Here is a 21218-nt window from a genome sequence, read left to right as displayed (position 1 = left end):
TTTGACAGCAGCCGTAGACAGTGCGAAAAGCGGCTCTGCTGCTTGCAAATCCTGATGTTTAGACAACTTCCGCAATCTAATCACTTTAATAAATATAAAGTTGCAGGTGCTATTTGTCAATGTTCCCAAGGATGTTCACAAAATGTTCTCATACCCAGTAAAATCAACGATTTTCAGGTTTTTGTGCTTGCCTTTACCGCGTTGTGAAGCTCCATGTCTATCCTTCATTGTGTGCATAAACCATGGTTCTTTATGTATCGGTTCCGCATGCATATTTGACTCCCGCGAGCCCATTCTAAGGTTAAGCTGACGAAAGGAGCGACCTTAACCGATGAAGCAAGCGCGTTATCTGATTCTGCTTACCGCATTAACGCTAAGCGCGACGGTCATAAACGGCTGCAATTATCAACGCTACGTTCAAAACAGCACATACGATTACGGAAGCAACAACAAAGGCGATCCGAAAATGCTGGGCAGCCGCATGTACGGCAGCGTCAGCGGATTGCCCGGACAGCATGACAATGCCTGGTTCGAATACAGTCCGATGATCTCCAACAATGTCTCGAACATCAACGGCGTTGCCGGCGCCATCGTGATGCTGACGGACAAGAACGCTTATGTCGCGATCACGACGGACTGGACGGCCGTGGGCACGCTTAAATCCGGCGGACGCGGCACGCGCCAGCAGGACAACTCTGGATCGACGCAAGGCGTGTACAATAACGATACCGGCAGCCCTTATTGGAATAATCAGCGGGTGGCAGCGCCTTATAACTCCAATTTCACGGTCAACGATCATAATCAGATCTCGGGCGAATTGAAGCAGACGATCGCGGTCCATGTCCGCAAGCTGGCGCCTGCCGTTCAGGAAGTGCATATATCCGCCAACATGGATTTCAACAACCATATGATTCAGTATGCGCAGGAAGCATGGGCGGGCCATTCGCTTAAGCCCTGGGTATCTTCCTTCAACAAGCTGGTGCAGCATCAATTCGCTGGCGGCAACGAAGTGCCGCAGCCGCTCGAAGTACAGCAAGGACGCGCCGTCTTCCGCAAATAAGGTTGTTTGTTACGATCAGCACCGATTACGCGTCATCCGGCCGGAATCTATATGGTTTCCCGCCGGATGACATTTATATCGCTTTATGTTTTTTGCTTATAAATGAAGAGAAAAATTCATTCTCCTTACATATCCAACTTAAGAGAGGTTCAGCCGTGCTCATGCCAACCATTTTCCGTATGCGGACTTGACATTCTAGCGCAAATCATATATCTTTAAATTAAGATATTAAGTCTTGAACAATATTCGTTTCAAACGTCCCGGAATCAGTTTGGACTACATTACAATACGAGGTGAGGACCTTGTCGACGCCTAACCAGCATACGGAACTGCAGCTGTTCATTACCCTTTCCCGCGCGCATCAGTGGGTTACCGCGCTCGTGCATCAGGATATTCGGAAGCGCGGCCTTAATCCGACGGAGTTCGCCGTCCTGGAGCTGTTGTATCACAAGGGCGAACAGCCGCTGCAGCAGATCGGCGAGAAAATATTGATGACGAGCGGCAACATCACGTACGTCATCGATAAGCTGGCGGATAAGGGCTTGGCGAAGCGGAAAGCCTGCCCCACGGACCGCCGGGTCACATACGCGGAAATTACGGATCAAGGCAGGCAATTTCTCGACGAAGCTTTCCCGCCGCACGCGGAAGCGATCTCGAAGGCGGTCGGCGGCTTAACGCCGGATGAGCAGGCGCAAGCCGTTCAGCTGCTCAAGAAGCTCGGGCTTGCCGCCCAGAGCCGATTCAAGTAGACGAAGCGGCCGAGGACGAGGGACTCGTACCGGCCGGAGCGATTCGGCTTCGCATAAACGGAGGAGATTTCTATTAGCGTTTCGCTTGGCTTATTGATTATTCGTCTGGCGGTCGGACTGACGCTTGCCGGACACGGCACGCAGAAGCTGTTCGGCTGGTTCGGCGGGTACGGACTGAAGGCAACCGGCGGGTGGATGGAATCGATCGGCATCCGTCCGGGACTGATCGCCGCCTTACTGACCGGAACGTTCGAATTGGCCGGCGGCCTGCTGTTCGCGCTAGGCATCGGGATGCCGGTGGCCGCAGCGCTCATTGTCCTGCCGATGCTCGGCGCGATTGCCGCCGTGCACTTCCGGTTCGGCTACTGGGTAAGACAGAACGGCATGGAGTACAACGTCATCCTCATCGCGGTCGCGATCGGGCTGGCGCTGGCAGGCGCGGGCGATTATGCGGTGAAGGCTCCCTAAGCCGATACGTACCCTTTTACCCGAACAAGCAAGAACATTCAAGACTTGGCCATTTCATTTTCAAGAGCTATTTCATAATCATAAGGAGGAATTCTAATGCAAACACTCGTATACGGACCGTCGCTGCAAGCGACAGGCGCTTTTGACGGCGGCAAAATCACGGAGCAGAAGCCGATCGGCTTCTCCGGCGAAGGCTCTGTCGTGAAACGGGTCAGCACATTGTTCTATTGGGCATGGGCGCACTCGCAACGCGAAGGCTATATCCCGCTTCATCCCCATCAAGCGTTCGAAATCATGACTTATGTCGTCTCGGGGAAAGCGGAGCACGGCGATACGCTCGGCACGAAGAGCACCATCGGCGCAGGAGGCGTACAGCTGATGCAGACCGGCTCCGGCGTCAGCCATGAAGAACGTTTCGTCGGACCGGATATGGAAGGCTTCCAAATCTGGTTCGAGCCATCCATCGAGCAGGCGCTTAAGACCACGCCGACCTACAACCAATACGAGCACGAAGCATTCCCGCTCGTGCAAGGCGAAGGCTTCACGCGGAAAACCGTCATCGGAGAAGGGGCGCCCATCCATATCGTGGCGGATGCGCGCATGTGGGACGTCGAGATCGAACCCGGCGCCGTATACCGCCATCCCGTTGCGGAAGGCCGTACGCTGACCGCGCTCGCGATTCGCGGCGACGGCTCTTGGTCCTATGCGGGGCAGCCCGATAACCGCACGGCGTTCAAGCACAAGGATTTCGTGCTGGTACGGGCGGAGCGCTCCGACGAAGCGGTTATCGCCGCCGAAGGCGATGCGCCGCTGCGGCTCATCTTGATCGATGTGCCGACTTCGGTAGACTACCCGCTGTATCCGAAGCGGTAATGGATTCCATTTCCCGCGCATTTCTTCATTAATATAGCGAATAATAACGATCATCATAGAAAGAGTTATAGCATAATAGGCTCCGTGCGTTCGGCTCAAGCTGCAGCCGAACGTACGAAGCCTTTTTGAATGGTTTCGATTAAAAGCCCCTAAATTCGAAGTCCCTTAATGCGCCGCTGCCGGGCGCTCCTTCGCTTTGTCCGACTCGATCGCGTTGCGGGTCGCCGCTTCGCGGTCCTCCATCTGCTCTTCGATCGTCTTCGTCTTCAAGCGGGCCGCGCCCCGGTAGTTCTCCCGCGTCGGCAGCAATTCGCCCGAGGCCAGACGCTGTTCCGCCGCTTCGATCGCGCCGGCGTATTGCGGCAGCCATTTGGCTTGCGCGACGAGCATCTCGTCGACCATCTGCCAAATTTCCTTCGGATTGCACACCGCGCCGACAAGCGGATCCATCATCATGGCCTGGCGCAGCAGCTTGTCGTCGCCGTGAACGGCGGCTTCGACCGCAAGGCGCTGCACGGAAATGCTGACATTGCATACCGCCGCGCAGCCCAGCGGCAAATCGCCGACGACCGGCATATTGATGCCGTTGCGGTCGACATAGCCCGGCGCTTCGATAATCGCGTCGTCCGGCAGGTTCGTAATGATGCCGTTATTGACGACGTTGAAGTGTCCGCGGTAGACGCGGCCCGTCTCCAAGCCTTCGATAATATAAGAGCCGTGCTCCTCGCCGCGCTTCTCCGCGGCATAGACGAACGGTTCGCCCTTCAGCCAGTTCGGGAACTCGGTCTCGAACCAGTTGCGTCCCTCCGTGCATACGCGCAGATAGCCGCCCGTTTCGCCGTTGATCCACGAGCCGAGATCGATCCAATCCTTGATCTCGTCGGCGCGTTTGCGGTACCAAGGCACGTATTCGCTCAGATGACCGTTCGATTCCGTGGAATAGTAGCCGAAGCGGCGCAGCATATCGATGCGGACTTTCTCCGTCTGCTTGAATTCCGGATGGCTCTCGAACGCTTCCAGCAACTCGCCGGTACGGTCGACGCCGTTCGTCTTGACGGAAATGTACCACGTCTGGTGGTTGATCCCCGCGCAGATGATGTCCACGTCCTTCTTCTGCAAGCCGAGCGCCGACGCGATTTGATGATGGCCGCCCTGTACGCCGTGGCATAGTCCGATCGTGCGGACGCCGCCGTATTTGTTGCATGCCCACGTCAGCATCGCCATCGGATTCGCGTAGTTGAGCAGCAGCGCATTCGGCTCGGCCACTTCCCGAATGTCCTTGCAGATGTCGAGCATCGCCGCAATGCCGCGCTGGCCGTACATGATGCCGCCGGCGCACAGCGTGTCCCCGACGCATTGGTCGACGCCGTACTTCAGCGGAATGTCGACATCATGCTGGAACGCTTCCAGCCCGCCGATCCGCACTACGCAGAAAACATACCGCGCGTCCTTAAGCGCTTCGCGGCGATCCGTCGTCGCTTGAATCGCGATGGACAGGCCGTTCTCGGTAATGTCGCGCTGAACGAGCTGCGTCACCATGTCGAGGTTATGGGCATTGATGTCCGTAAATGCAACTTGAATATCCTTGAATTCAGGGACCGACAGCAAATCGCGCATCAGGCCGCGCGTAAACCCGATGCTGCCGGCACCTACGAAAGCTACTTTGAATGACATAAAAAAGCCTCCTTATCGCCTTAGGAATTGGTTAATAACCTTATCCCCATTGTAGCAGGCGGTAAAAGAAGGCGTTTCCACATTTGCAACAGAATTCATTGCGGTATGTCAACTATTTGAACATTCTCATCCGAGTAGTATTGGATGGACGCTTGCGATTTGCGGTAAGCGGCCGGCGACAGTCCGGTAATCTTCTTGAACAGCATGCTGAAATATTGCCGGCTGTTCAGCCCGATATAATCGGCGATTTCGATGATCGGTACATCCGTGCCGGCCAGCAGCATTTTCGCCCGCTCCATCCGCAGCTCCGTCAGATATTCCGTGATCGAGACGCTCATATTCGCCTTGAAGATCCGCTGCAGATAGACCGGATGCAGATTAACGGCCGCCGCGATGTCCTTCGCCTGAATATCGCAATCGTAGTACTGATGGATATATTCGACCGCCGTGCGCACGTAGCGATGAATTTGGCGCTCGGCGCCGTCCTTCGCGTCCTCCCCCGTCAGCCGGGCAACGCGGATGAGCAGCTGGGAGATGAGCAGATTCGTCATCGCTTCTCGCCCCGCTCCTGCGCCGCCCATATCGAGCTCCAGCACCAGGCTCTTCAGAATGGGCTGCACATCCGCCGAATCCCGAAGCACGATCGTATCGAGCTGCCGTTCCAGCATTCTCGCCAGGGCGGGATCGCCGTCGGCCAGCTGCTTGAACGAGGGAAAGACGGCGCCGCAGGGCTTGAACGTGAATTCCACGTTCAGCATCCGGCACGGGCTGCCTCGCTCGACGCGCAGCTTATGCGGCACGCCGGCATCCAGCATGACGAGATCGCCCTTGCGCATCGCGATCGTCTCCCGCTTCGTCTCGACCGAGCACACGCCCGAGATCACATACATGAACTCCGTCGCTTCATGCGCATGGAAGCCCATATGAAAATCATCCCACTGCTTATAGTAGTAAGCGACGATACTCGGCCGGTAATCGCCGGCCGACCGCCACTTGGCGTCATAGAAGCTGCCCTCGTGCATGCCGCCTTCCCTGCCTTTCCTTACCCTTCCAACGCGCGGTCGCGGTTCCTTGCCCTGCGCAGCAGCAGCGCGAACATGCCGCTGACGATTACGCCGGCGATGACCCCGACGGCCAAGTCATGCGTGACGACGACCGCCGCGACCGTTATGACCATGACGATCGTTTCGCTGACAGGCACTTCGCGGACTTTGAACACGGATTTCCAATCGAAGATCGCCGCGCACACCATCAGCATAATGCCGACGAGCGCCGCCATCGGCACCAGCGACAGCAGGTCGCCGAGCACGACGACGAGCAGCAGCAGGAACAGGGCGGCGACGAGCGTCGACAGCCGGTTCCGGCCGCCCATGCGGACGTTAAGCACCGATTCCGCCACGAGCGCGCAGCCGGCCATGCCGCCGAAGAAGCCGGCGATGAAGTTGGCGATGCCTTGCCCGCGCATCTCGCGGTTCTTGTCCGTTCGCTCGCCCGTCGTTTCGTCGAGTAAATTCTGCGTCAGCATCGTTTCCGTGAACCCGACCACCGCAAGCGACAGCGAGTACGGCAGAATGATCAGCAGCGTCTCCCACGAGAACGGCACGTCCGGCAGCAGGAACGACGGCAAGGAGACGTCGATGGCGGCGATGTCGCCGATCCGGCTGACGTCATGAATGCCGAACGCCCATACGACGAGCGTCAACAGGATGACCGCCGCGAGCGGCGACGGAATGGCTTTGAAATACCGCGGCAGCACGTAAATGATCAGCAGCGCCGCAGCGGCGAACGCATACATCGTCCACGAAGCATGGTTGAAATAACGAAGCTGCGACAGGAAGATCAGAATCGCGAGCGCGTTGACGAAGCCCGTCAGCACCGGCTGCGGCACGTAGTTCATCAGCTTCCCGAGCTTGAAGACGCCCATGAAGTATTGAATGATGCCGGTAAGTACCGTTGCCGCGAATAAATACGCGATGCCGTGCTCCTTCACCAGCGTCAGCATCAGCACGGACATGGAGCCCGCCGCCGCGGAGATCATCCCCGGCCGTCCGCCGAGAAACGTAATGACGAGCAGGATGCAGATCGAAGCGTAAATGCCGACCGTCGGCGGCACGCCCGCCATGAACGAGAACGCCAGGGAATCGGGAATTAACGCAAGCGTTGCCGTAATGCCCGCGAGTACGTTCAAACGGACATCCGACGTCCATTGTTTTCGCCAAGAAGAATTCAAAACGTCCAGTCACCTCTAACCGTTCAGAATAATGCCGCCCGCCGGAATTCCGGAAGCTGGCTCTATCGGTTAGCATAACCCCCGGCCGCCAGACAGGTCAACGTTCAATTTTGTCCAGCATACGGCGGTTCAACGCCAGGAAGAGCGCCCGGGACGCCCCGGACGCTCTTCCTATGGTTTCGCTATAGGCGCATGATTCGCTTACCCGCTATGCACATCCGCCTTGCGGAAGTAGGCGGCGATGAACAGCAAAGGCACGATGCACGCAATCGCCAGCGTCGTATAGCCGATCGAGGCGGAATTGCGTTCCGGCGACAGGTTCGTCGAGATATTGAGAACCGCGCTCCACGGGTAGTACATGATGTACTTGGACTGCATGATCGTCATCTCCGAAATAACGGCGAAGATGCCGAGGCCCATGGCCGGAATGTAGCTGCGCCAGAGCAGCGCCACGGCGGCCGATATCGGCACAAGCGCATACTCCAGCAGGAGCAGCTGGCCGAACTTGCCCGCTTCCTTCAGGAGTATATTCATCGCGAACGAATCGGCGGCCCCGTGAAAGACGAATCCCGTTCCGAGCATCAGCAGGAACGACAGCAGCATGACGCCCAGCAGCACCGGCAGCGCGATAATGAACTTGGCGGTCAGCACGCGCAGCCGCGGGTGCGGTCCCGACAGCATGTTGTTGACGGTGCGTTCCTGGAACTCCCGCGCGAACATGTAGCCGATCAACAAGGAGAATAAGGCCGGGCACATCAGCATCGCCAGGATTTGCAAATCCAGTTCGAAATAGTCCTTCCACTTGAACGGCTCGTCGTTGCTCGCGCCGTTCAGCATAATGAAGAACACGAGCAGCGCCGGCAGCAGCGCCCCCAGCAGCACGAGCCACAGCATCCGCGACCGCCGCCATTTCAGCCATTCGCATGCGATCAAATCAACCACGGGCGACACCTCCCAGCTTGCCCGCGCGCGCAATATCTTCCGCGTGAGATTCGGCTCGCATCGGCTGCGACCCGCCCTCAACAAGACGGACAAAGTAATCTTCCAGCGAATCCTTCATCGCCACGAGGCTGTTCACTTCGATGCCTTCGCGGACGAGCAGGCGGTTCATCTCGCCGGGCTGCTGCCCCTCGTCGTAGACGCGCAGCCAGCCGTCGTCCTCCATCCGGCAGTCCCGGATGCCGAGCTCGCCCTTCAGCAATCGCTGCGATCTGTCGAAATCGTCGACCTGCAAGCCGATGTATTGCCGGTTCTTATGCTTCAGCGCCTGCATCGTCGACTCCTCCAGCATGACGCCGCGGTGAATGATGCCGACCTTCGTCGCCAGCTGCTCCACCTCGCTCAAGATATGGCTGGAGACGAGAATCGTAATGTTCCGCTTCTGCGCCAGCTCTTGGATGAGCAGCCGGATTTCCTTGATGCCCATCGGGTCGAGGCCGTTCGTCGGCTCATCGAGAATGAGCAGCTCCGGACCGTGCAGAATCGCCCGCGCGATGCCGAGCCGCTGCTTCATGCCGAGCGAGAAGTTGGCCGCCTTGCGGTTCCGCGCTTCCCACAGGCCCGTCGTATGCAGCGCCTCCTCCATCGACCGTTTGTTCTTGACGCCCATCAGCCGGCGATGCAGATCGAGATTCTCGATCGCCGTCAAATTCGGGTAGAAGCCGGGGTATTCGATGACCGAGCCGACTTTGCGCAGCACGGCGCTGCCGCCCTTGCCGACCTCTTCGCCGAACAGCTTCACGGAGCCCGATGTCGGCTGGATCAGCCCCATCATCATCCGGATCGTCGTCGTCTTGCCGGCGCCGTTCTGTCCCAGGAAGCCGTATATATCGCCCTGGTTCAGCTGCATGTCGACGCCGTCCACCGCTTTCACGCCTTTATAATGTTTGCATAAGCCTGTCACGTTCAATATGGCCTGTCCCATTATGGTTCGTCTCTCCCTCTCCCATGTTGTCTGTCTTCTTGTCGATGCCCTTCCGCCGGTCAGGCCGGCGCTAGCATCCTGCTTGCTGGATTACGCGATATCTTTGCGCTTGAACGCCCAGCAGCCGAGCGCGAGCAGCGCGGCCCAATAGATGACCGAGTACCCGAGGAAGGCCGGACTCGGCACGTTCGTCGGCGAGAACGGTCCCAGCCGGCTCATCATATCCGGCAGCAGCGGCAAATCGAGCCCGCCGATAATCTCGTACGTCACCCGCGAGAACATCGAGTTCGCCGGCATCAGCAGCGAGACCGAGAACAATAAGCCGCCGATCGAGCTGCTTCCTCCCGTGGCGCTGAACAGCGTTTCCGCGAATCCGCTGAACAGGCCGAGGCCGTACAGAATGGCGCAGGCGACGCCGTTGCCCAGCATCGGGAAGAAGACCGAGCCGAGCATGGACACCGCGAGCAGCAGCAACGGCCCCCACGCGAAACCAAGCCAAGCTTTGAACATGCTTCCGGCTCCGAGCGGAACGTCCGCCATTTCGCGGACGGGCAGCAGCATGGCCAGAAACAGCACCGTGCAATAGATGAGGATCCAGAACGCCGTGCCGAAATATTTGCCGAGGTAAACCTTCCAACGCGGAATCGGCCTTGCCAGCACGGCAAGCATCAGCCCGCTCTCCACCTCGCCCGAGATCGTCCCCATCGTCGCGAAGAAGACGAAGAACGCCACGATCATGCCGCCGAACAGCAGACCGAGCGACAGCAGCGTCACGCCTTCCATGACGTTCTCGAATGGCAGCCCGATCAATCTTGACTGGTGCATCAGCTTATACAGCCCGAAGTTGAACAACCCGACGTACAGCAGCGTCAGCACGAAGGTGACGAGCACGATCTTCTTGCGGAACAATTCCTTCCCCGCGAATACGATCCACATCATCGGCGCATCCCTCCTTCGCCGGCCGCATCGCGCTGGCCGGACATGGACAGGAACCATTCTTCCAACCGTTCCTGCACGGGCTTCACCTCGTACAGCGTAGCGCCTTCATCCATGAGCAGCCGGTTCAAATAGCCGATCTGCTCCCGGTTCTGTGCCGCGACGCGAAGCAGCGCGCTGCCGTCCGCCTCTTGCCGGATGACCGCGATCGACATGCCGGGCAGCAATTCCGCGGTCAAATCCGCCTCCATCTCCGGCTGCCAGCCGCCGACGGCGATCTCCCACCCGGCGCCCGCATGCAGCAGATCGCTCATCGTACCGACGGCGCGCAGCTGACCCAAATGAAGGAACGCGACCTCGTCGCACACCGCCTCGACATCCTCCAGCAAATGCGTGTTCAGAAACACGGTCTTGCCTTCCGAACGAAGCCGCTCCAGCAGCTGCCTCACCTCATAGCGTCCGATCGGATCGAGCGCGGACGAGGGCTCATCCAGGATGATGAACGACGGGTCCGTCAGCAGCGCGCAGGCAAGGCCGAGGCGCTGCTGCATGCCTTTGGAATAATGGCGCACGCGGTCGGAGCCGCGATTGCCGAGTCCCGTCATCCGCAGCACCTCCTGCATCCGGGACGCCATGCGGGAAGAACGCGCCTGCGAATACGGCATGCCGCTCAATCCTGCGTGATAGCGCAGCACCTCTTCGCCCGTCAGCCAATCCTGGAAACGGAAAAGCTCGGGTAAATACCCGAGTTCCCGCCGCGATTCCGGATGGCCGATCGGTTTGCCGAGCAAGGTGCCGCTGCCTGAATCGGGATTCAGCAAGCCGATGACCATTTTGACAAAGGTGCTCTTGCCGGCCCCGTTCGGGCCGAGCAGTCCGAATATTTGGCCTTGTTTTATTTCCAAGGAAATATTTTTGCAGCCGGTACCGCTGCCGTATATCTTCGTTAAGCCGGCTGTTTGCAGCATCATGCGTTCATCAATCCTTCGGCTTCCTTAATAATAGCGTCTTCGGTCGGATAATCCGTCTGCGATCCGCTGAGCATATACATCCAATCGTCCTGCAGCCATAGAACCGTCCGGCTGTAGCCGCTGTTCGTGACGATCGCGTCGCTGCCGCCGATGTTCAGCGTCTTGACGTCCTCCCCGCCCATGGAAGGCACCGGCAGGGTATGGCGCCAATCGCCGATCGCGGACAGCTTCGTGCGCAGATCGTTCGGCAGCATCGGCAGATCGAGCACCGCTTGGCGTACTTGTTCCACGTCGACCTCGTCAGGGACGTTAATCGTCGGCGCCTGCAGCTGCACGAGCTGCCGGGAGCTCGACGCGCCCTTCGCCGATCGGGCATTCATCGAGAAGCTGTCCGGCGTCGTGATCCGAATCGGCGCATTGTCGATGTCGTTCGGGAACGCCGTCTTGCCGCCGAGCAGCTTGATCAGCTTGTTGATTTCCTTCGGATGCAGCTTGAAGGTAAGCTCCTGGTGCGGCATGTAGCGAATCGACTCGGCGTCGGCACCCGGCAGCATCTTCAGCGGCCGGCCCGCGAGCTTCTCGGCTTCCGCCGATCCGACGGTACGCTGCGTGCCGCCGCCGCTCTGCTCGATCTCGCCGTAGAGCCGCAAATCAAGCTCGCGCGTATCGCCCGTGCCTTCCGCCAGCGCTTGCCGGAAGCCGTCCAGATCCGATTCGGTGATCGATACCGATTCGAAATGCTGCACGCGGAACGTATTGATCATGCTCGCCATGACGTCCTGCCCCCAGGACGAGAACAGCATGACGCCCGCGATCGCAGCGGCAGCCGCTCCGCTCAGCCATCTGCGCTTCAGACGGCGCTGCCGCTTGGCGGCCGGCGAGACGGGCCCCGTATCCGTTCGAGCCGCAGCCGCTTGCAGCGGCTCCGCATGCGAAGCGTCCAAGCCCAACGCGTTCGCGGCGTCCGCCATCTCCGCGGTACCTGCACCTGCGGGCGCTCCCGCTTCAATGCGGCCGGCATTGGGCGATGCAGCCGCCTGCAATGGCGGAACGACTTGAAGACGGGAGGCGTTCTTGGTCCCTTCCGGCTCCGCACCCGCTTGATTCGGCAGCTCCAGCCAAGCTTCCGGCACCTTCTCGTCCTTCACGGCCGCGAACAACCGCTCCAGCGCGTCTTCGATCTGATCATCCGTAATCTCCCATTCGTTGTCCCGGTTATTCGGGCTGCGCGAATCCTTGATGCTCATGATTCCACGACCTCCTCCAACAGCAAATTTTTCTTCAATCGGTTCGTTGCCCGCATCAGCAGCGTTCCGACGATTTTCGGGTTCACCTGCAGCGCTTCGGCGATTTCGGCATGGCTATATCCTTTTTCCTTCATTAATAACGCGTTTCGGTCGCGCTCGGACAGCTTGTTCAGCACGTTGCGCACGACTTCGCGTTCCCAGTTCTGAATGACGGCCGTCTCGTTGGACGGATGCGCCTGCTCCTCGGACATCGCCTGCAGAATCTGCTTCTCGGCCAAATTCGTCTGGCGCCCCGTTTTGCGGTAATGATCATATACGATACGGGTCAATACGCGATGCAGCCAAGGCCCTACACGGTCCAGATCGTCCGGCGGATTGCGGTACAGCCGCAGGAACACATCCTGCGTCAAATCCTCGGCGGCGGCGCGATCCCCGACCAGCTGAGCGATTTTGCGAAGCACGATCGGGTAATGCTCCCGGAACAGCGCTTGAAACTTGGCCGGCCTATCCTCTTGCAGCATACGATTATCACCTCCTAATGGGCGAGCAGTACCCCTTGGATATGAAAACATTCAAATCGTTCATATCGGGTACGACCAGCCCTGGATGCATGGGCGAGCAGTACCCCTTGGATATGAAAACATTCAAATCGTTCATATCGGGTACGACCAGCCCTGGATGCATGGGCGAGCAGTACCCCTTGGATATGAAAACATTCAAATCGTTCATATCGGGTACGACCAGCCCTGGATGCATGGGCGAGCAGTACCCTTTGGATATGAAAACATTCAAATCGTTCATATCGGGTACGACCAGCCCTGGATGCATGGGCGAGCAGTACCCTTTGGATATGAAAACATTCAAATCGTTCATATCGGGTACGACCAGCCCTTACATGTATGAAGACGATGCATGTATCTGAAATATAGCACAGTCGGGCTGCTAATTTCTGGCGGACGTCCGCCGCGCAGCCGCCGCGCAAACAATAATCGGCCCGGCAGGTTTCCCTGCCGGGCCGATGGCTGATAAAGCGATTCGAATGATTACCCTTGATCCGTTGCTTTGAACGCATCCAGCTGCTTCTGGATTTCGGCTTTGACTTTTTCGTACCCGGCCGCTTTCAATTTATCCCGCAGCGCCTGCACCGCTTTCGCCGGATCGCCGGCTTTGCCGAACAGGATCGCCGGCATTTGCTCGCCGACGACTTGCGAGATGGCCGTCATCTCCGGATCGACGCTCGATTTGTCGAAGACGAATTTGCCGTACGGGAACGGTTTCTTGATTTGGTCGTATTTCGCGTAGATATCGCCGATGCCGCTCCAGTCGGTATCCGACGGAATTTCGTTCTTGTCGATACGGCCGCCCCAGAAATCGGTATAGAATCCGTCTTTCGCGTCGTCATAGCCTGCCGGACGCGTACGGATGCCGTCTTTGATCTCGTACTGCACGCCTTCGATACCGTAGTTGATCAGGTGGTACAGCTCGGGATCTTGACGAATCAGGTCGTATACCATCAGCGCGCGTCCTGGATCCTTGCTGTGCGCGCCGATCGACGTGCCGCCATGCGTAATCGGCATGGAGATCAGGTTGCCGCGCGTGTCGGAGTAAGCGAACATTTGCAATTCGGATCCAGGCTGCGCTTTGTCCATGTCAACGCGAAGGCCTTTGAACGTTTGCGTATGGTGCGCGTCCGCGCCGGTTTGGCCGGCCTTCAGCTCCGTACGCGTATCGCCTTTGTAGTTGAGGACGTCTTCGCGCCAGTAGCCTTTGTCCGCCCATTCCTTCATCAGCTTGGCGAAATCGATGAATGCGTCATTGAAGATCGGGCTGTCGACGGTATAGCGCTCGTCGTAGGACTTCGCGGTAAATACGTTCGCATAGCCGGTCGCGATCGGCAGATCGATATTATCGGTATAGGCCGTTTCGAAGCCCGTGTACAGCGTGCCGTTCGTGCCGTTCACATCCCAAGGCACGATGCCTTTCATGTTGTCCTTGATGCCTTGGAAATACTTGCCGAGCGTTTCGAAGTCCGTAATCGGCTGCGTAATGCCGAACTGCTTCGCCCAATCGCCACGGTAGTAGATGCCATGGTTAACCCATTGCGTATAGTGATCTTCCGGAATCATCATGATCTTGTCGCCCAGCTTGCTCTGATCCCAGTCTTCTTTCGGGATTTCCGTGTACGTCTGCGGCGCGTATTTCTCCAGCAGATCGTTAAGCGGCAGGAACGCTCCGCGCTGCGCGTTGCCCCATGTATCCAGCCAGTCCGTGCCGATCGTGATCAGATCGAGCGGTTCGCCGGAAGCGAGCAGCAGGTTGTATTTCGTCTGCCAGTCCGCCCATTCCACCCATTTGAACTGCAGCTCCGCATTGACCTTCTGTTTGAGGATGGCATTGACCTTCGCCATGACTTTCTCGAGTTGGCCGTTCTTCGGTTTGTCGCCGAGCACGACATAGTTGATGGTCTCGAACTTGCTCGTGTCGATGCCGGCGTCGCTCGAATTCGACGTGTCGTTGCTCGAAGTCGACGTGTCGTTGGTCGCTTTCGATGTGTCGTTGGCCGCTTTCGTGCCGCTGTTGCTAGCAGAGCCCGTTGAACCTCCGTTGTCGTTGTTCGAGCCGCATGCCGCCAAGCTGCCTGCAAGTGCAAGCGAAAGCGCGATTCCCGTAAGTTTCTTCACTTGTCCCATTCTTTCTAGCCTCCCCAATGATTGAATTAACGCATGTACTGCGCCGCCCGTGAACGACTGGCATTCATGTTCGGCTATGGATCAGAAGAGGCTCGGCGCCTCCCCTGCGGCCATTCATGGATAACCTACCCTTTTACCGCTCCAACCGTAATCCCTTGAATGAAATAACGCTGAATGAACGGATAGAACAGAATGACCGGCCCGGTCGCCACGATGGCGGTGGCCATCTTCATCGATTCCAGCGGCATGTCGCGCAGCGGCACGTTGGACGAGGCGGACGAGTTGCGGATGTAATCCGCGCTTGTGATGACGTTGTACAAGAACAGCTGCAGGGGCCGGTATTTCATGTCCGCAGACAGAAACAGCATCGCGTTGTACCATTCGTTCCAATAGCCGAGGGCAATGAACAGGCCGATCGTAGCCAGCGCGGGCGTCGCCATCGGAAGAATGAGCCGGAGGAATATCGTAAAGTCGCCGGCGCCGTCGATCTTGGCCGACTCCGTGATCGCATGCGGAATCGACTTCGTGAAGCTCTTCATCATGATGATCAGGAACGGGCTCATCAGCCCCGGCAGCAGCACGGCCAGATAGTTGTCGCCCAGGCCGAGATACTGATGAATGAGCAGGTAGAACGGCACCAAGCCGCCGGAGAACAGCGTCGTGAAATAAATGTAGAACGAGATTGCGTTGCGCTGCTCGAAGTCGGGACGCTGCAGCGCGTAGCCGGTCATCGCGATCAAGAACAATCCCACGAACGTGCCGATCACCGTAATGCAGATCGTCACGATGTACGCCCCGATGATCTGCTGCGGATTCTCGAATACGATTTTGTACGCGAACGTCGAGAAGACCCGAGGCCATAGATTAAAGCCGTGCAGCATGATATCGCTTTCCTTCGTAAAGGACGTGCCGAGGACGAGCAGGAAAGGAATCAGGCAACAGAGCGCGAATAATCCGATGAAAACGTAACCAAAACCTCTGACGAATACCGATGTCGCATCGCTTCGGATGCTCTTGCGAACCGTTTCACCTTGCATGGGTTTCCCTCCCTCCTAGAACAATGAGTTATCCGGCGACGCCTTCTTCACGAGCCAGTTGGCCGTAACGACGACAAAGAATCCGAATACGGATTGATATAGACTGACCGCGCTGCCCATGGAGAAGTTGAAATTGTTCATCAGCGAGCGGAAGACGTACGTTTCGATAATGTCGGTGGTCGGGTACAGCGACGTATTGTTCGCCCCGACAAGGTTGTAGATGAGGCCGAAGTTGCCGCGCAGCACGCCGCCGAGCGAGAACAGCAGCAGGATGATGAAGGTCGGCTTCAGCCAAGGCAGCACGATGTAGCGGATGCGCTGCAGGGCGTTGGCGCCGTCGATTTCGGAAGCTTCCACGACTTCGGAATCCAGCCCCATAATGGCGGCGAAATATATGATGGAGCCGTAGCCGGTCGATTGCCACAAATACGTAATGACGATGATGAACGGCCATACATGCGGATTGGAGTACGTTTTGAGCGGATCCGCGCCGAGCGATTTCAGAATACCGTTCAATAAGCCGTAATCATAACTGAGAATGTTGTAAGCGATGAGGCCGACGATGACGAACGAGATGAAGAAGGGCAGGAACATGAGCGTCTGCGACACCTTCTTGAACCACTTCTTGCGCAGCTCGTTGAGCAGAATGGCGACGAAGATTTGCAGGAAATTACCTAAAATAATGAAGGCCAGGTTGTAGGCGACCGTATTGAACGTCAGCTTCCACAGATCCCCCGTCATGACAAGGAAGCGGAAGTTATCCCAGCCGACGAACGCGCTCTTGAAGATCCCGTCCGTGTAGTTGTATTTAATGAAGGCCAAGTACAAGCCCGGCATCGGCAAATACGAGAATACCAGGAAGAACAGCACGGCCGGCAGACACATCAGAAGCAGCGTCCGGTTCTTCCAATACTTCCTCCAGCCGGCGATCTTCGTACGCGGGCGGGCCTTCGCGGCCGCCGCCTTCGGCTGCGTGATCGTTTCCATCCTTTACCCCTCCCCTGAGTTGCGTTTCACGCGCTCGCCTACGGGCGTAAAGATCAGCCGCTCTAGCCTGGACGTCTCTCCGGCTTCAACCGCTTCGAGGAGAATCGCCAGCCCGTTCCCCGACTCGCGCATCCATGCGCCGGGCAAGTAGAACGAGCGCTGATCGCCGCCGCTGAATACCGGCCTTGCGGCGCCGCCCGGCGTCCAGAGCCGGCCGACGATCGTGCCATTGAACAGCACGGTCAGCTTCATGCCGCTGCCTTCCGCCTGCACGCGCCAGCCGCCCGGAACGTCGCGGGCTTCATCCGGCAGCTCGCCGTAGAGCCAAGCGGTGCCGCCCGCTGCAAGGCTCATCGGCAGTTCCGCTGCCGAAGCCGCAGCCTCATGCCGCTGCGCATGCGCCAGAAGCTCTTCCTCGCCGGCGGCCGACAGCCGCCATTCCCGCGCGGCGCTTCCTTCATAGAGCGTTACTTCACCGGCCGGCAGGCCCAGCACCCGCTGAAGGAACACCGCGACGAGCGTTTCCTCGCCCGGCTGCACGTGAGCGGAAATATCGAGGAACGGATCGAACGGATTGACGAAGCCCGCATACGCGCCGTTCACGTAGACATGCGCGAGCGATTGGATGCCGCGGAATTGCAGCGTAAATGAATCCGCCGTGGCGCTGGCCATGAATCGTCTGCGGTAATGCTCGTGCGCCGGATGATCCGGCGACAGCCAGCCGCCGAAGCCGACGGACGCCCATTCGCCGTCATCGCATGCCGTGTCCAGCAGCGCGGGATCGGCGGCCGCCGAAGCGACGCGGCGCACGCGCCAGTTGGAGGTGAGGCGCTGGATGCTCGTCACGGCGGCGATGCCGCGAAGCCCTTTCAGGCTGTTCAGCCGCAGACCCGGCAGCCGCGGATCGTCGAAATTGGTATGGCCCCAAATTTCGACGCGGGCCGTAAGCTCGCTGCCGCCGCCGATGCCGGCGCTTGGCAGGAACCGGCTGCCGCCGCCCGGCGTACATGTGCCGATAAAGGCGCCGTCGGCATAGAGCGAGATCGCATCGCTGCCCTCCCGGATGAGCAGGCCTTGCACGTCCGCATCCGCCGATGCGCCGCTGACCGCCTTATACCAGGCGAAGCCGCGGTAGATGCCGTTCGGTTCCAAATATTCCGCCTCCGCGGTCGATATCGCGTTCCCGGCGTCCATCGGCTCCGTCGGGTTCAGCTCCTTCGCGGTCCAGCCGACGTTCAGCTCGCGCGGCGCCAGGTCATAGGCGATAGCCGGCTCGAACGACAGGCTGCCGTCATCCTCGATACCGCGGAGCAGCAGCGCATCCTCGCGCGCCAAGCCGGCCAGTACGAGCACCTGGCCGTCCGCCAGTTTGATCGTGCACGACGCCCGCCGGCCCGCTTCGGCCCGGAACGTCAGCACGAATCCGCTCGCAGCGTCTTGCCCTTGCTCATTTACGTTCATATTCACGGCTTCCTGCAGCGCAGCCGCTTGCCCGAAGGCAATCGCGATTTCGCCTTCTTGATCCTGCTCGGCGTGGAAGACCAATACCGTCCGGTCCGCCGTATCCCGCGCATCCGACAGCTCCGCGGTCGCATAGCGAAGCGTTCCTTCTACGCCCCAAGGCGCAAGCGGCACGCCGACCGGCAGAATCGCGCATCGGCTTGGCACGCTCTGCAGCCGGGAAGCCTGCGGAACGACCGCTTCATCGGCGCCGCCGCCTTGCCCCCGCAGCCGAAGGCCGACCGTTTCCGCAGTCTCGCCGACGTTCGCCAGGAAGAGCAGATGCCCGCCGCCGGTCAGCTCCAGCTGCCGGTTAAGCAGCGTACTCCCTGCCGGCCGCGCGCCTTCGAGGTTCGCGATGCCGTCCGCCGGCGCGGTTGCCGCTTCCGCAAGCGCACCGCCGTACGTCCGGATGACCCGGCGCATCAGCAGCCCTTCGTAGGCTTCCTGGCGTACATGACCCTCCGGCGAAATCATGCCGTGAAAATCGTAATCCGATGTCATGAACGCGAGCGGATCGCCCCAGTTATTCGTACCGTTCGTGAAGCCGAAATTCGTGCCCGACGCTTGCAGGTATGGTCCGACCAGCTTCGCGCCGCAGGACAGCAGCCGGCGAAGCAGGAAGTGCGAGCGGTTCGTCTCGGTCACCATAAGCGGCAAATCCATCCCGGCAAGCCGCTGTTCGTAAGATGCCGCCTTGTCCTCGAAAGCCGGGTCGCGGTCGTTCGGGTAGAAGTTGCAGGTCGGCACGACGCCGTCCACCAGTCCCGAAGCCTCGTACAGCCCGCCTTGCCCGGCGCAGGCGATCAGCGGCGATTCGACGCCGCCGGCGATGGCCAGATCGCGAAGCGCCGCGATGTAAGCGGCCGGATCGGGACAATCGTAGAAGTCCAGCTCGTTCTCGAGTTGCACGCAGATCACGGTGCCCCCGCGATTCAGCTCGTATTTCGCCAGCAGCGGAATAATCCGCTCATACCACTTCTTGACGGTGCCCATGTAAGCGGGATCCGCGCTCCGGATCGTCATGTCCGGCTTCGCGTACAAGTAAGCGGGAAGGCCGCCGCCGTCATACTCGGAGCAGATGTACGGGCCGGGTCTCGCCACGACCCAGAGGCCGATTTCCGCCGCCAGCCGCAGGAATGCTTCGGCGTCGCGTTCGCCGGCGAAATCCCAGCAGCCTTCTTCGCGTTCATGGTAATTCCAAGGAAAGTAGACGTCGACGGCATTGTAGCCGAATGCCTTGACCTGCTCCATTCGCTCGCGCCAATAAGCGCGGGGAATACGGAAGTAGAAGAGGGAGGCGCAGAGGACGATTTCGGCCTGCCCGGCGATGCGTAGGGAAGAAGCGCTTAATTGCAGCGGCACGCCGCTTGTTGTTTCCATGTTCATGACTGGCATCCTCCAAGACATCGTTTTGAAAGCGGATTCATGAAATCGGTTTCATTAGACCTGAAAAATAAAATACACGACTGCATGGCGGGATTAGGCGAATTTCTCGTGCTTCTCCATTCCGATGATGAGCGTGTATTTCATGGGTGCAGCTGCTTACGGGCTTGCTGGATTATGCAATGATGCAGTTCTCGGGGTGAATTGGCTGCCGGGTACCTGATGGCGGTGCAGCGCATTTGATGTGGAGGTGTACGGGCTTGGTTGAGGTGAATCTTGGCCCTGGCATTGAACCGGAATGAAACCCATTTCATTCCGTCCCAAAAATTAAACCCTGCCTTCAGGGTTTCCTTGATTTGAAGTTTACTCGCACAATGACAGCGCTGTCAAGACGGTATTTCGAAAAAAGTTTCTGACGCTGTCATGCCCTCGGCGGCGCCGTGCTCTCCCGGATGACAAGCTCCGGCATCAGCGTCGTCAGCACATTCGCGCCTGGGGATTTCGAAATGAGCTGATGCATGACGGAAGCCGCGGAACGCCCAAGCTCCAGGCAGCGCAGCGACATGGTGGTCAATTCGGGAATGACGCTCGCCGCCAGCGGAACTCCGTCGACGCCCGTAATGGAGATGTCTCCCGGCACTTGCAGCCCGGCTTTGACCGCTGCTTTGATCGCGCCGATGCCGACAAGATCATTCGCGCAGACGACCGCCGTCGGACGCGCCTCCTTCATGTCCAGCAGCCGGCCCATCATGTTTTTGCCGCGCTGCACGGAGAAGCCGCCGTGATCGATCCAATCTTCGCGGACGGGCAGTCCCGCCTCCTCCATCGCCGTGCGGAAGCCCTGCAGGCGCGCGACCGTATTGGACATTTGGGGATAGCCGCCGATGAACGCGATGTCGCGGTGCCCGAGACCGATGAGATGCTCGGTGACCATCCGGCCGCCGGCGACTTCGTCGATGACGACGCGATGAAACTCGGCGCCCGGCAAGTTGCCGTTGATCAGCACGAGCGGCACGCGTTTGTTGATGGCCGCCACTTCCTTGGCCATTTCCTTGGTGCACTTGTACAAGTCGATCCGGCCGCCGAGCATGATGATGCCGTCTACCTGTTTCTCCATGAGAATGTTCAAGTATTGCGATTCGCGTTTGTACTGTTCCTTAATGTCCATATTGGACGAACCGGTATCGCATAGGAAGAACGTGTAGCCCTGCTTGCGCGCTTCCTGCTCCAGTCCTGCCAGCACTTCGGGGAAGAAGGGATTCGTGATATCCGGCAAAATAATGCCGATCATCCCCGTCTCCTTCTTGATCAAGCTGCGCGCCAGCGCATTCGGCTGGAACTGGTACTTGTTGATCAAGCTTTGGATCCGCTCGCGCGTGGAGGCTTTGACCGGAGCCGTGTTGTTCAGGACGCGTGAAACCGTGGCGACGGAAACATTGGCTTCCTTGGCAATGTCGTATACTGTAACCGATTTCATTTGGTTTCA

18 protein-coding genes are annotated in these 21218 nt (G+C 58.7%); 4 read left to right on the top strand and 14 right to left on the bottom strand.

Annotation, left to right across the window (positions count from 1 at the left end; all coding sequences use genetic code 11):
• Positions 1 to 331 precede the first annotated feature (331 nt).
• The 4 genes from GXP70_RS06130 to GXP70_RS06115 all read left to right on the top strand — a co-directional run bounded on the left by GXP70_RS06130 (position 332) and on the right by GXP70_RS06115 (position 3150).
• Positions 332 to 1060: a hypothetical protein gene (locus GXP70_RS06130; protein ID WP_162355636.1), complete on the top strand. Its 729-nt coding sequence runs from the start codon at positions 332 to 334 to the stop codon at positions 1058 to 1060.
• Between the two features lie 302 nt (positions 1061 to 1362).
• A complete protein-coding gene (locus tag GXP70_RS06125; protein WP_162355635.1) occupies positions 1363 to 1809 on the top strand; it encodes a MarR family winged helix-turn-helix transcriptional regulator in 447 nt (148 codons plus the stop codon).
• 93 nt (positions 1810 to 1902) lie between these two features.
• Positions 1903 to 2277 (top strand): DoxX family protein, encoded by a 375-nt coding sequence (locus GXP70_RS06120; protein WP_263864102.1) that lies wholly within the window; start codon positions 1903 to 1905, stop codon positions 2275 to 2277.
• 96 nt (positions 2278 to 2373) lie between these two features.
• On the top strand, positions 2374 to 3150 hold the full coding sequence (locus tag GXP70_RS06115) for a pirin family protein (RefSeq protein ID WP_162355634.1): 777 nt from the start codon (positions 2374 to 2376) through the stop codon (positions 3148 to 3150).
• A 165-nt stretch (positions 3151 to 3315) separates the two neighbouring features.
• Here GXP70_RS06115 and melA read toward each other — a convergent pair whose 3' ends face one another.
• The 14 genes from melA to GXP70_RS06045 all read right to left on the bottom strand — a co-directional run bounded on the left by melA (position 3316) and on the right by GXP70_RS06045 (position 21209).
• Positions 3316 to 4824: an alpha-glucosidase/alpha-galactosidase gene (gene melA / locus GXP70_RS06110; protein ID WP_162355633.1), complete on the bottom strand. Its 1509-nt coding sequence runs from the start codon at positions 4822 to 4824 to the stop codon at positions 3316 to 3318.
• A gap of 95 nt (positions 4825 to 4919) precedes the next feature.
• Positions 4920 to 5846, bottom strand: a complete 927-nt coding sequence (locus GXP70_RS06105) for an AraC family transcriptional regulator (protein ID WP_162355632.1) — start codon at positions 5844 to 5846, stop codon at positions 4920 to 4922.
• A 20-nt stretch (positions 5847 to 5866) separates the two neighbouring features.
• Positions 5867 to 7054, bottom strand: a complete 1188-nt coding sequence (locus GXP70_RS06100; RefSeq protein WP_225442683.1) for a SulP family inorganic anion transporter — start codon at positions 7052 to 7054, stop codon at positions 5867 to 5869.
• A gap of 201 nt (positions 7055 to 7255) precedes the next feature.
• Positions 7256 to 7996 carry an ABC transporter permease gene (locus tag GXP70_RS06095; RefSeq protein WP_162355631.1) on the bottom strand — a complete coding sequence of 247 codons (741 nt, stop codon included), beginning with the start codon at positions 7994 to 7996 and terminating at the stop codon, positions 7256 to 7258.
• Positions 7989 to 8978, bottom strand: a complete 990-nt coding sequence (locus GXP70_RS06090) for an ABC transporter ATP-binding protein (protein WP_162355630.1) — start codon at positions 8976 to 8978, stop codon at positions 7989 to 7991. The genes GXP70_RS06095 and GXP70_RS06090 overlap by 8 nt, the downstream gene beginning before the upstream one ends.
• Positions 8979 to 9068: 90 nt before the next feature.
• Positions 9069 to 9917 carry an ABC transporter permease gene (locus GXP70_RS06085; RefSeq protein WP_162355629.1) on the bottom strand — a complete coding sequence of 283 codons (849 nt, stop codon included), beginning with the start codon at positions 9915 to 9917 and terminating at the stop codon, positions 9069 to 9071.
• A complete protein-coding gene (locus GXP70_RS06080) occupies positions 9914 to 10885 on the bottom strand; it encodes an ABC transporter ATP-binding protein (protein ID WP_162355628.1) in 972 nt (323 codons plus the stop codon). The genes GXP70_RS06085 and GXP70_RS06080 overlap by 4 nt, the downstream gene beginning before the upstream one ends.
• A complete protein-coding gene (locus tag GXP70_RS06075) occupies positions 10882 to 12132 on the bottom strand; it encodes a hypothetical protein (protein ID WP_162355627.1) in 1251 nt (416 codons plus the stop codon). The genes GXP70_RS06080 and GXP70_RS06075 overlap by 4 nt, the downstream gene beginning before the upstream one ends.
• Positions 12129 to 12653 carry a sigma-70 family RNA polymerase sigma factor gene (locus GXP70_RS06070; protein WP_162355626.1) on the bottom strand — a complete coding sequence of 175 codons (525 nt, stop codon included), beginning with the start codon at positions 12651 to 12653 and terminating at the stop codon, positions 12129 to 12131. The genes GXP70_RS06075 and GXP70_RS06070 overlap by 4 nt, the downstream gene beginning before the upstream one ends.
• Positions 12654 to 13175: 522 nt before the next feature.
• Complete coding sequence (locus tag GXP70_RS06065; RefSeq protein ID WP_162355625.1) at positions 13176 to 14822, bottom strand: ABC transporter substrate-binding protein; 1647 nt, start codon at positions 14820 to 14822, stop codon at positions 13176 to 13178.
• Between the two features lie 125 nt (positions 14823 to 14947).
• Entirely contained in the window at positions 14948 to 15859 is a 912-nt protein-coding gene (locus GXP70_RS06060; RefSeq protein ID WP_162355624.1) for a carbohydrate ABC transporter permease, read from the bottom strand.
• 15 nt (positions 15860 to 15874) lie between these two features.
• On the bottom strand, positions 15875 to 16744 hold the full coding sequence (locus GXP70_RS06055) for an ABC transporter permease (RefSeq protein WP_225442834.1): 870 nt from the start codon (positions 16742 to 16744) through the stop codon (positions 15875 to 15877).
• Positions 16745 to 16849: 105 nt separating this feature from the next.
• The gene (locus GXP70_RS06050; protein WP_162355622.1) at positions 16850 to 19735 is read right to left on the bottom strand and encodes a beta-galactosidase; all 2886 of its coding nucleotides are present in this window, start codon (positions 19733 to 19735) and stop codon (positions 16850 to 16852) included.
• A gap of 418 nt (positions 19736 to 20153) precedes the next feature.
• Entirely contained in the window at positions 20154 to 21209 is a 1056-nt protein-coding gene (locus GXP70_RS06045; RefSeq protein ID WP_162355621.1) for a LacI family DNA-binding transcriptional regulator, read from the bottom strand.
• Positions 21210 to 21218 lie beyond the last annotated feature (9 nt).

It is taken from the genome of Paenibacillus lycopersici (assembly GCF_010119935.1).
Classification (GTDB): Bacteria; Bacillota; Bacilli; order Paenibacillales; family Paenibacillaceae; genus Paenibacillus_Z; species Paenibacillus_Z lycopersici.
The sequence above is the reverse complement of the archived record's forward strand: the minus strand, read 5'-3'. Positions and strand labels throughout refer to the sequence as shown.

Excerpts from the sequence above, each read along its gene's own strand:
- GXP70_RS06050 (WP_162355622.1), bottom strand. The coding sequence starts at position 19,735 with ATGAACATGGAAACAACAAGCGGCGTGCCGCTGCAATTAAGCGCTTCT.
- GXP70_RS06130 (WP_162355636.1), top strand. The coding sequence starts at position 332 with ATGAAGCAAGCGCGTTATCTGATTCTGCTTACCGCATTAACGCTAAGC.
- GXP70_RS06090 (WP_162355630.1), bottom strand. The coding sequence starts at position 8,978 with ATGGGACAGGCCATATTGAACGTGACAGGCTTATGCAAACATTATAAA.
- GXP70_RS06070 (WP_162355626.1), bottom strand. The coding sequence starts at position 12,653 with ATGCTGCAAGAGGATAGGCCGGCCAAGTTTCAAGCGCTGTTCCGGGAG.
- GXP70_RS06060 (WP_162355624.1), bottom strand. The coding sequence starts at position 15,859 with ATGCAAGGTGAAACGGTTCGCAAGAGCATCCGAAGCGATGCGACATCG.
- GXP70_RS06055 (WP_225442834.1), bottom strand. The coding sequence starts at position 16,744 with ATGTGTCTGCCGGCCGTGCTGTTCTTCCTGGTATTCTCGTATTTGCCG.
- GXP70_RS06105 (WP_162355632.1), bottom strand. The coding sequence starts at position 5,846 with ATGCACGAGGGCAGCTTCTATGACGCCAAGTGGCGGTCGGCCGGCGAT.
- GXP70_RS06085 (WP_162355629.1), bottom strand. The coding sequence starts at position 9,917 with ATGATGTGGATCGTATTCGCGGGGAAGGAATTGTTCCGCAAGAAGATC.
- GXP70_RS06045 (WP_162355621.1), bottom strand. The coding sequence starts at position 21,209 with ATGAAATCGGTTACAGTATACGACATTGCCAAGGAAGCCAATGTTTCC.
- melA (WP_162355633.1), bottom strand. The coding sequence starts at position 4,824 with ATGTCATTCAAAGTAGCTTTCGTAGGTGCCGGCAGCATCGGGTTTACG.
- GXP70_RS06115 (WP_162355634.1), top strand. The coding sequence starts at position 2,374 with ATGCAAACACTCGTATACGGACCGTCGCTGCAAGCGACAGGCGCTTTT.
- GXP70_RS06065 (WP_162355625.1), bottom strand. The coding sequence starts at position 14,822 with ATGGGACAAGTGAAGAAACTTACGGGAATCGCGCTTTCGCTTGCACTT.
- GXP70_RS06080 (WP_162355628.1), bottom strand. The coding sequence starts at position 10,885 with ATGATGCTGCAAACAGCCGGCTTAACGAAGATATACGGCAGCGGTACC.
- GXP70_RS06075 (WP_162355627.1), bottom strand. The coding sequence starts at position 12,132 with ATGAGCATCAAGGATTCGCGCAGCCCGAATAACCGGGACAACGAATGG.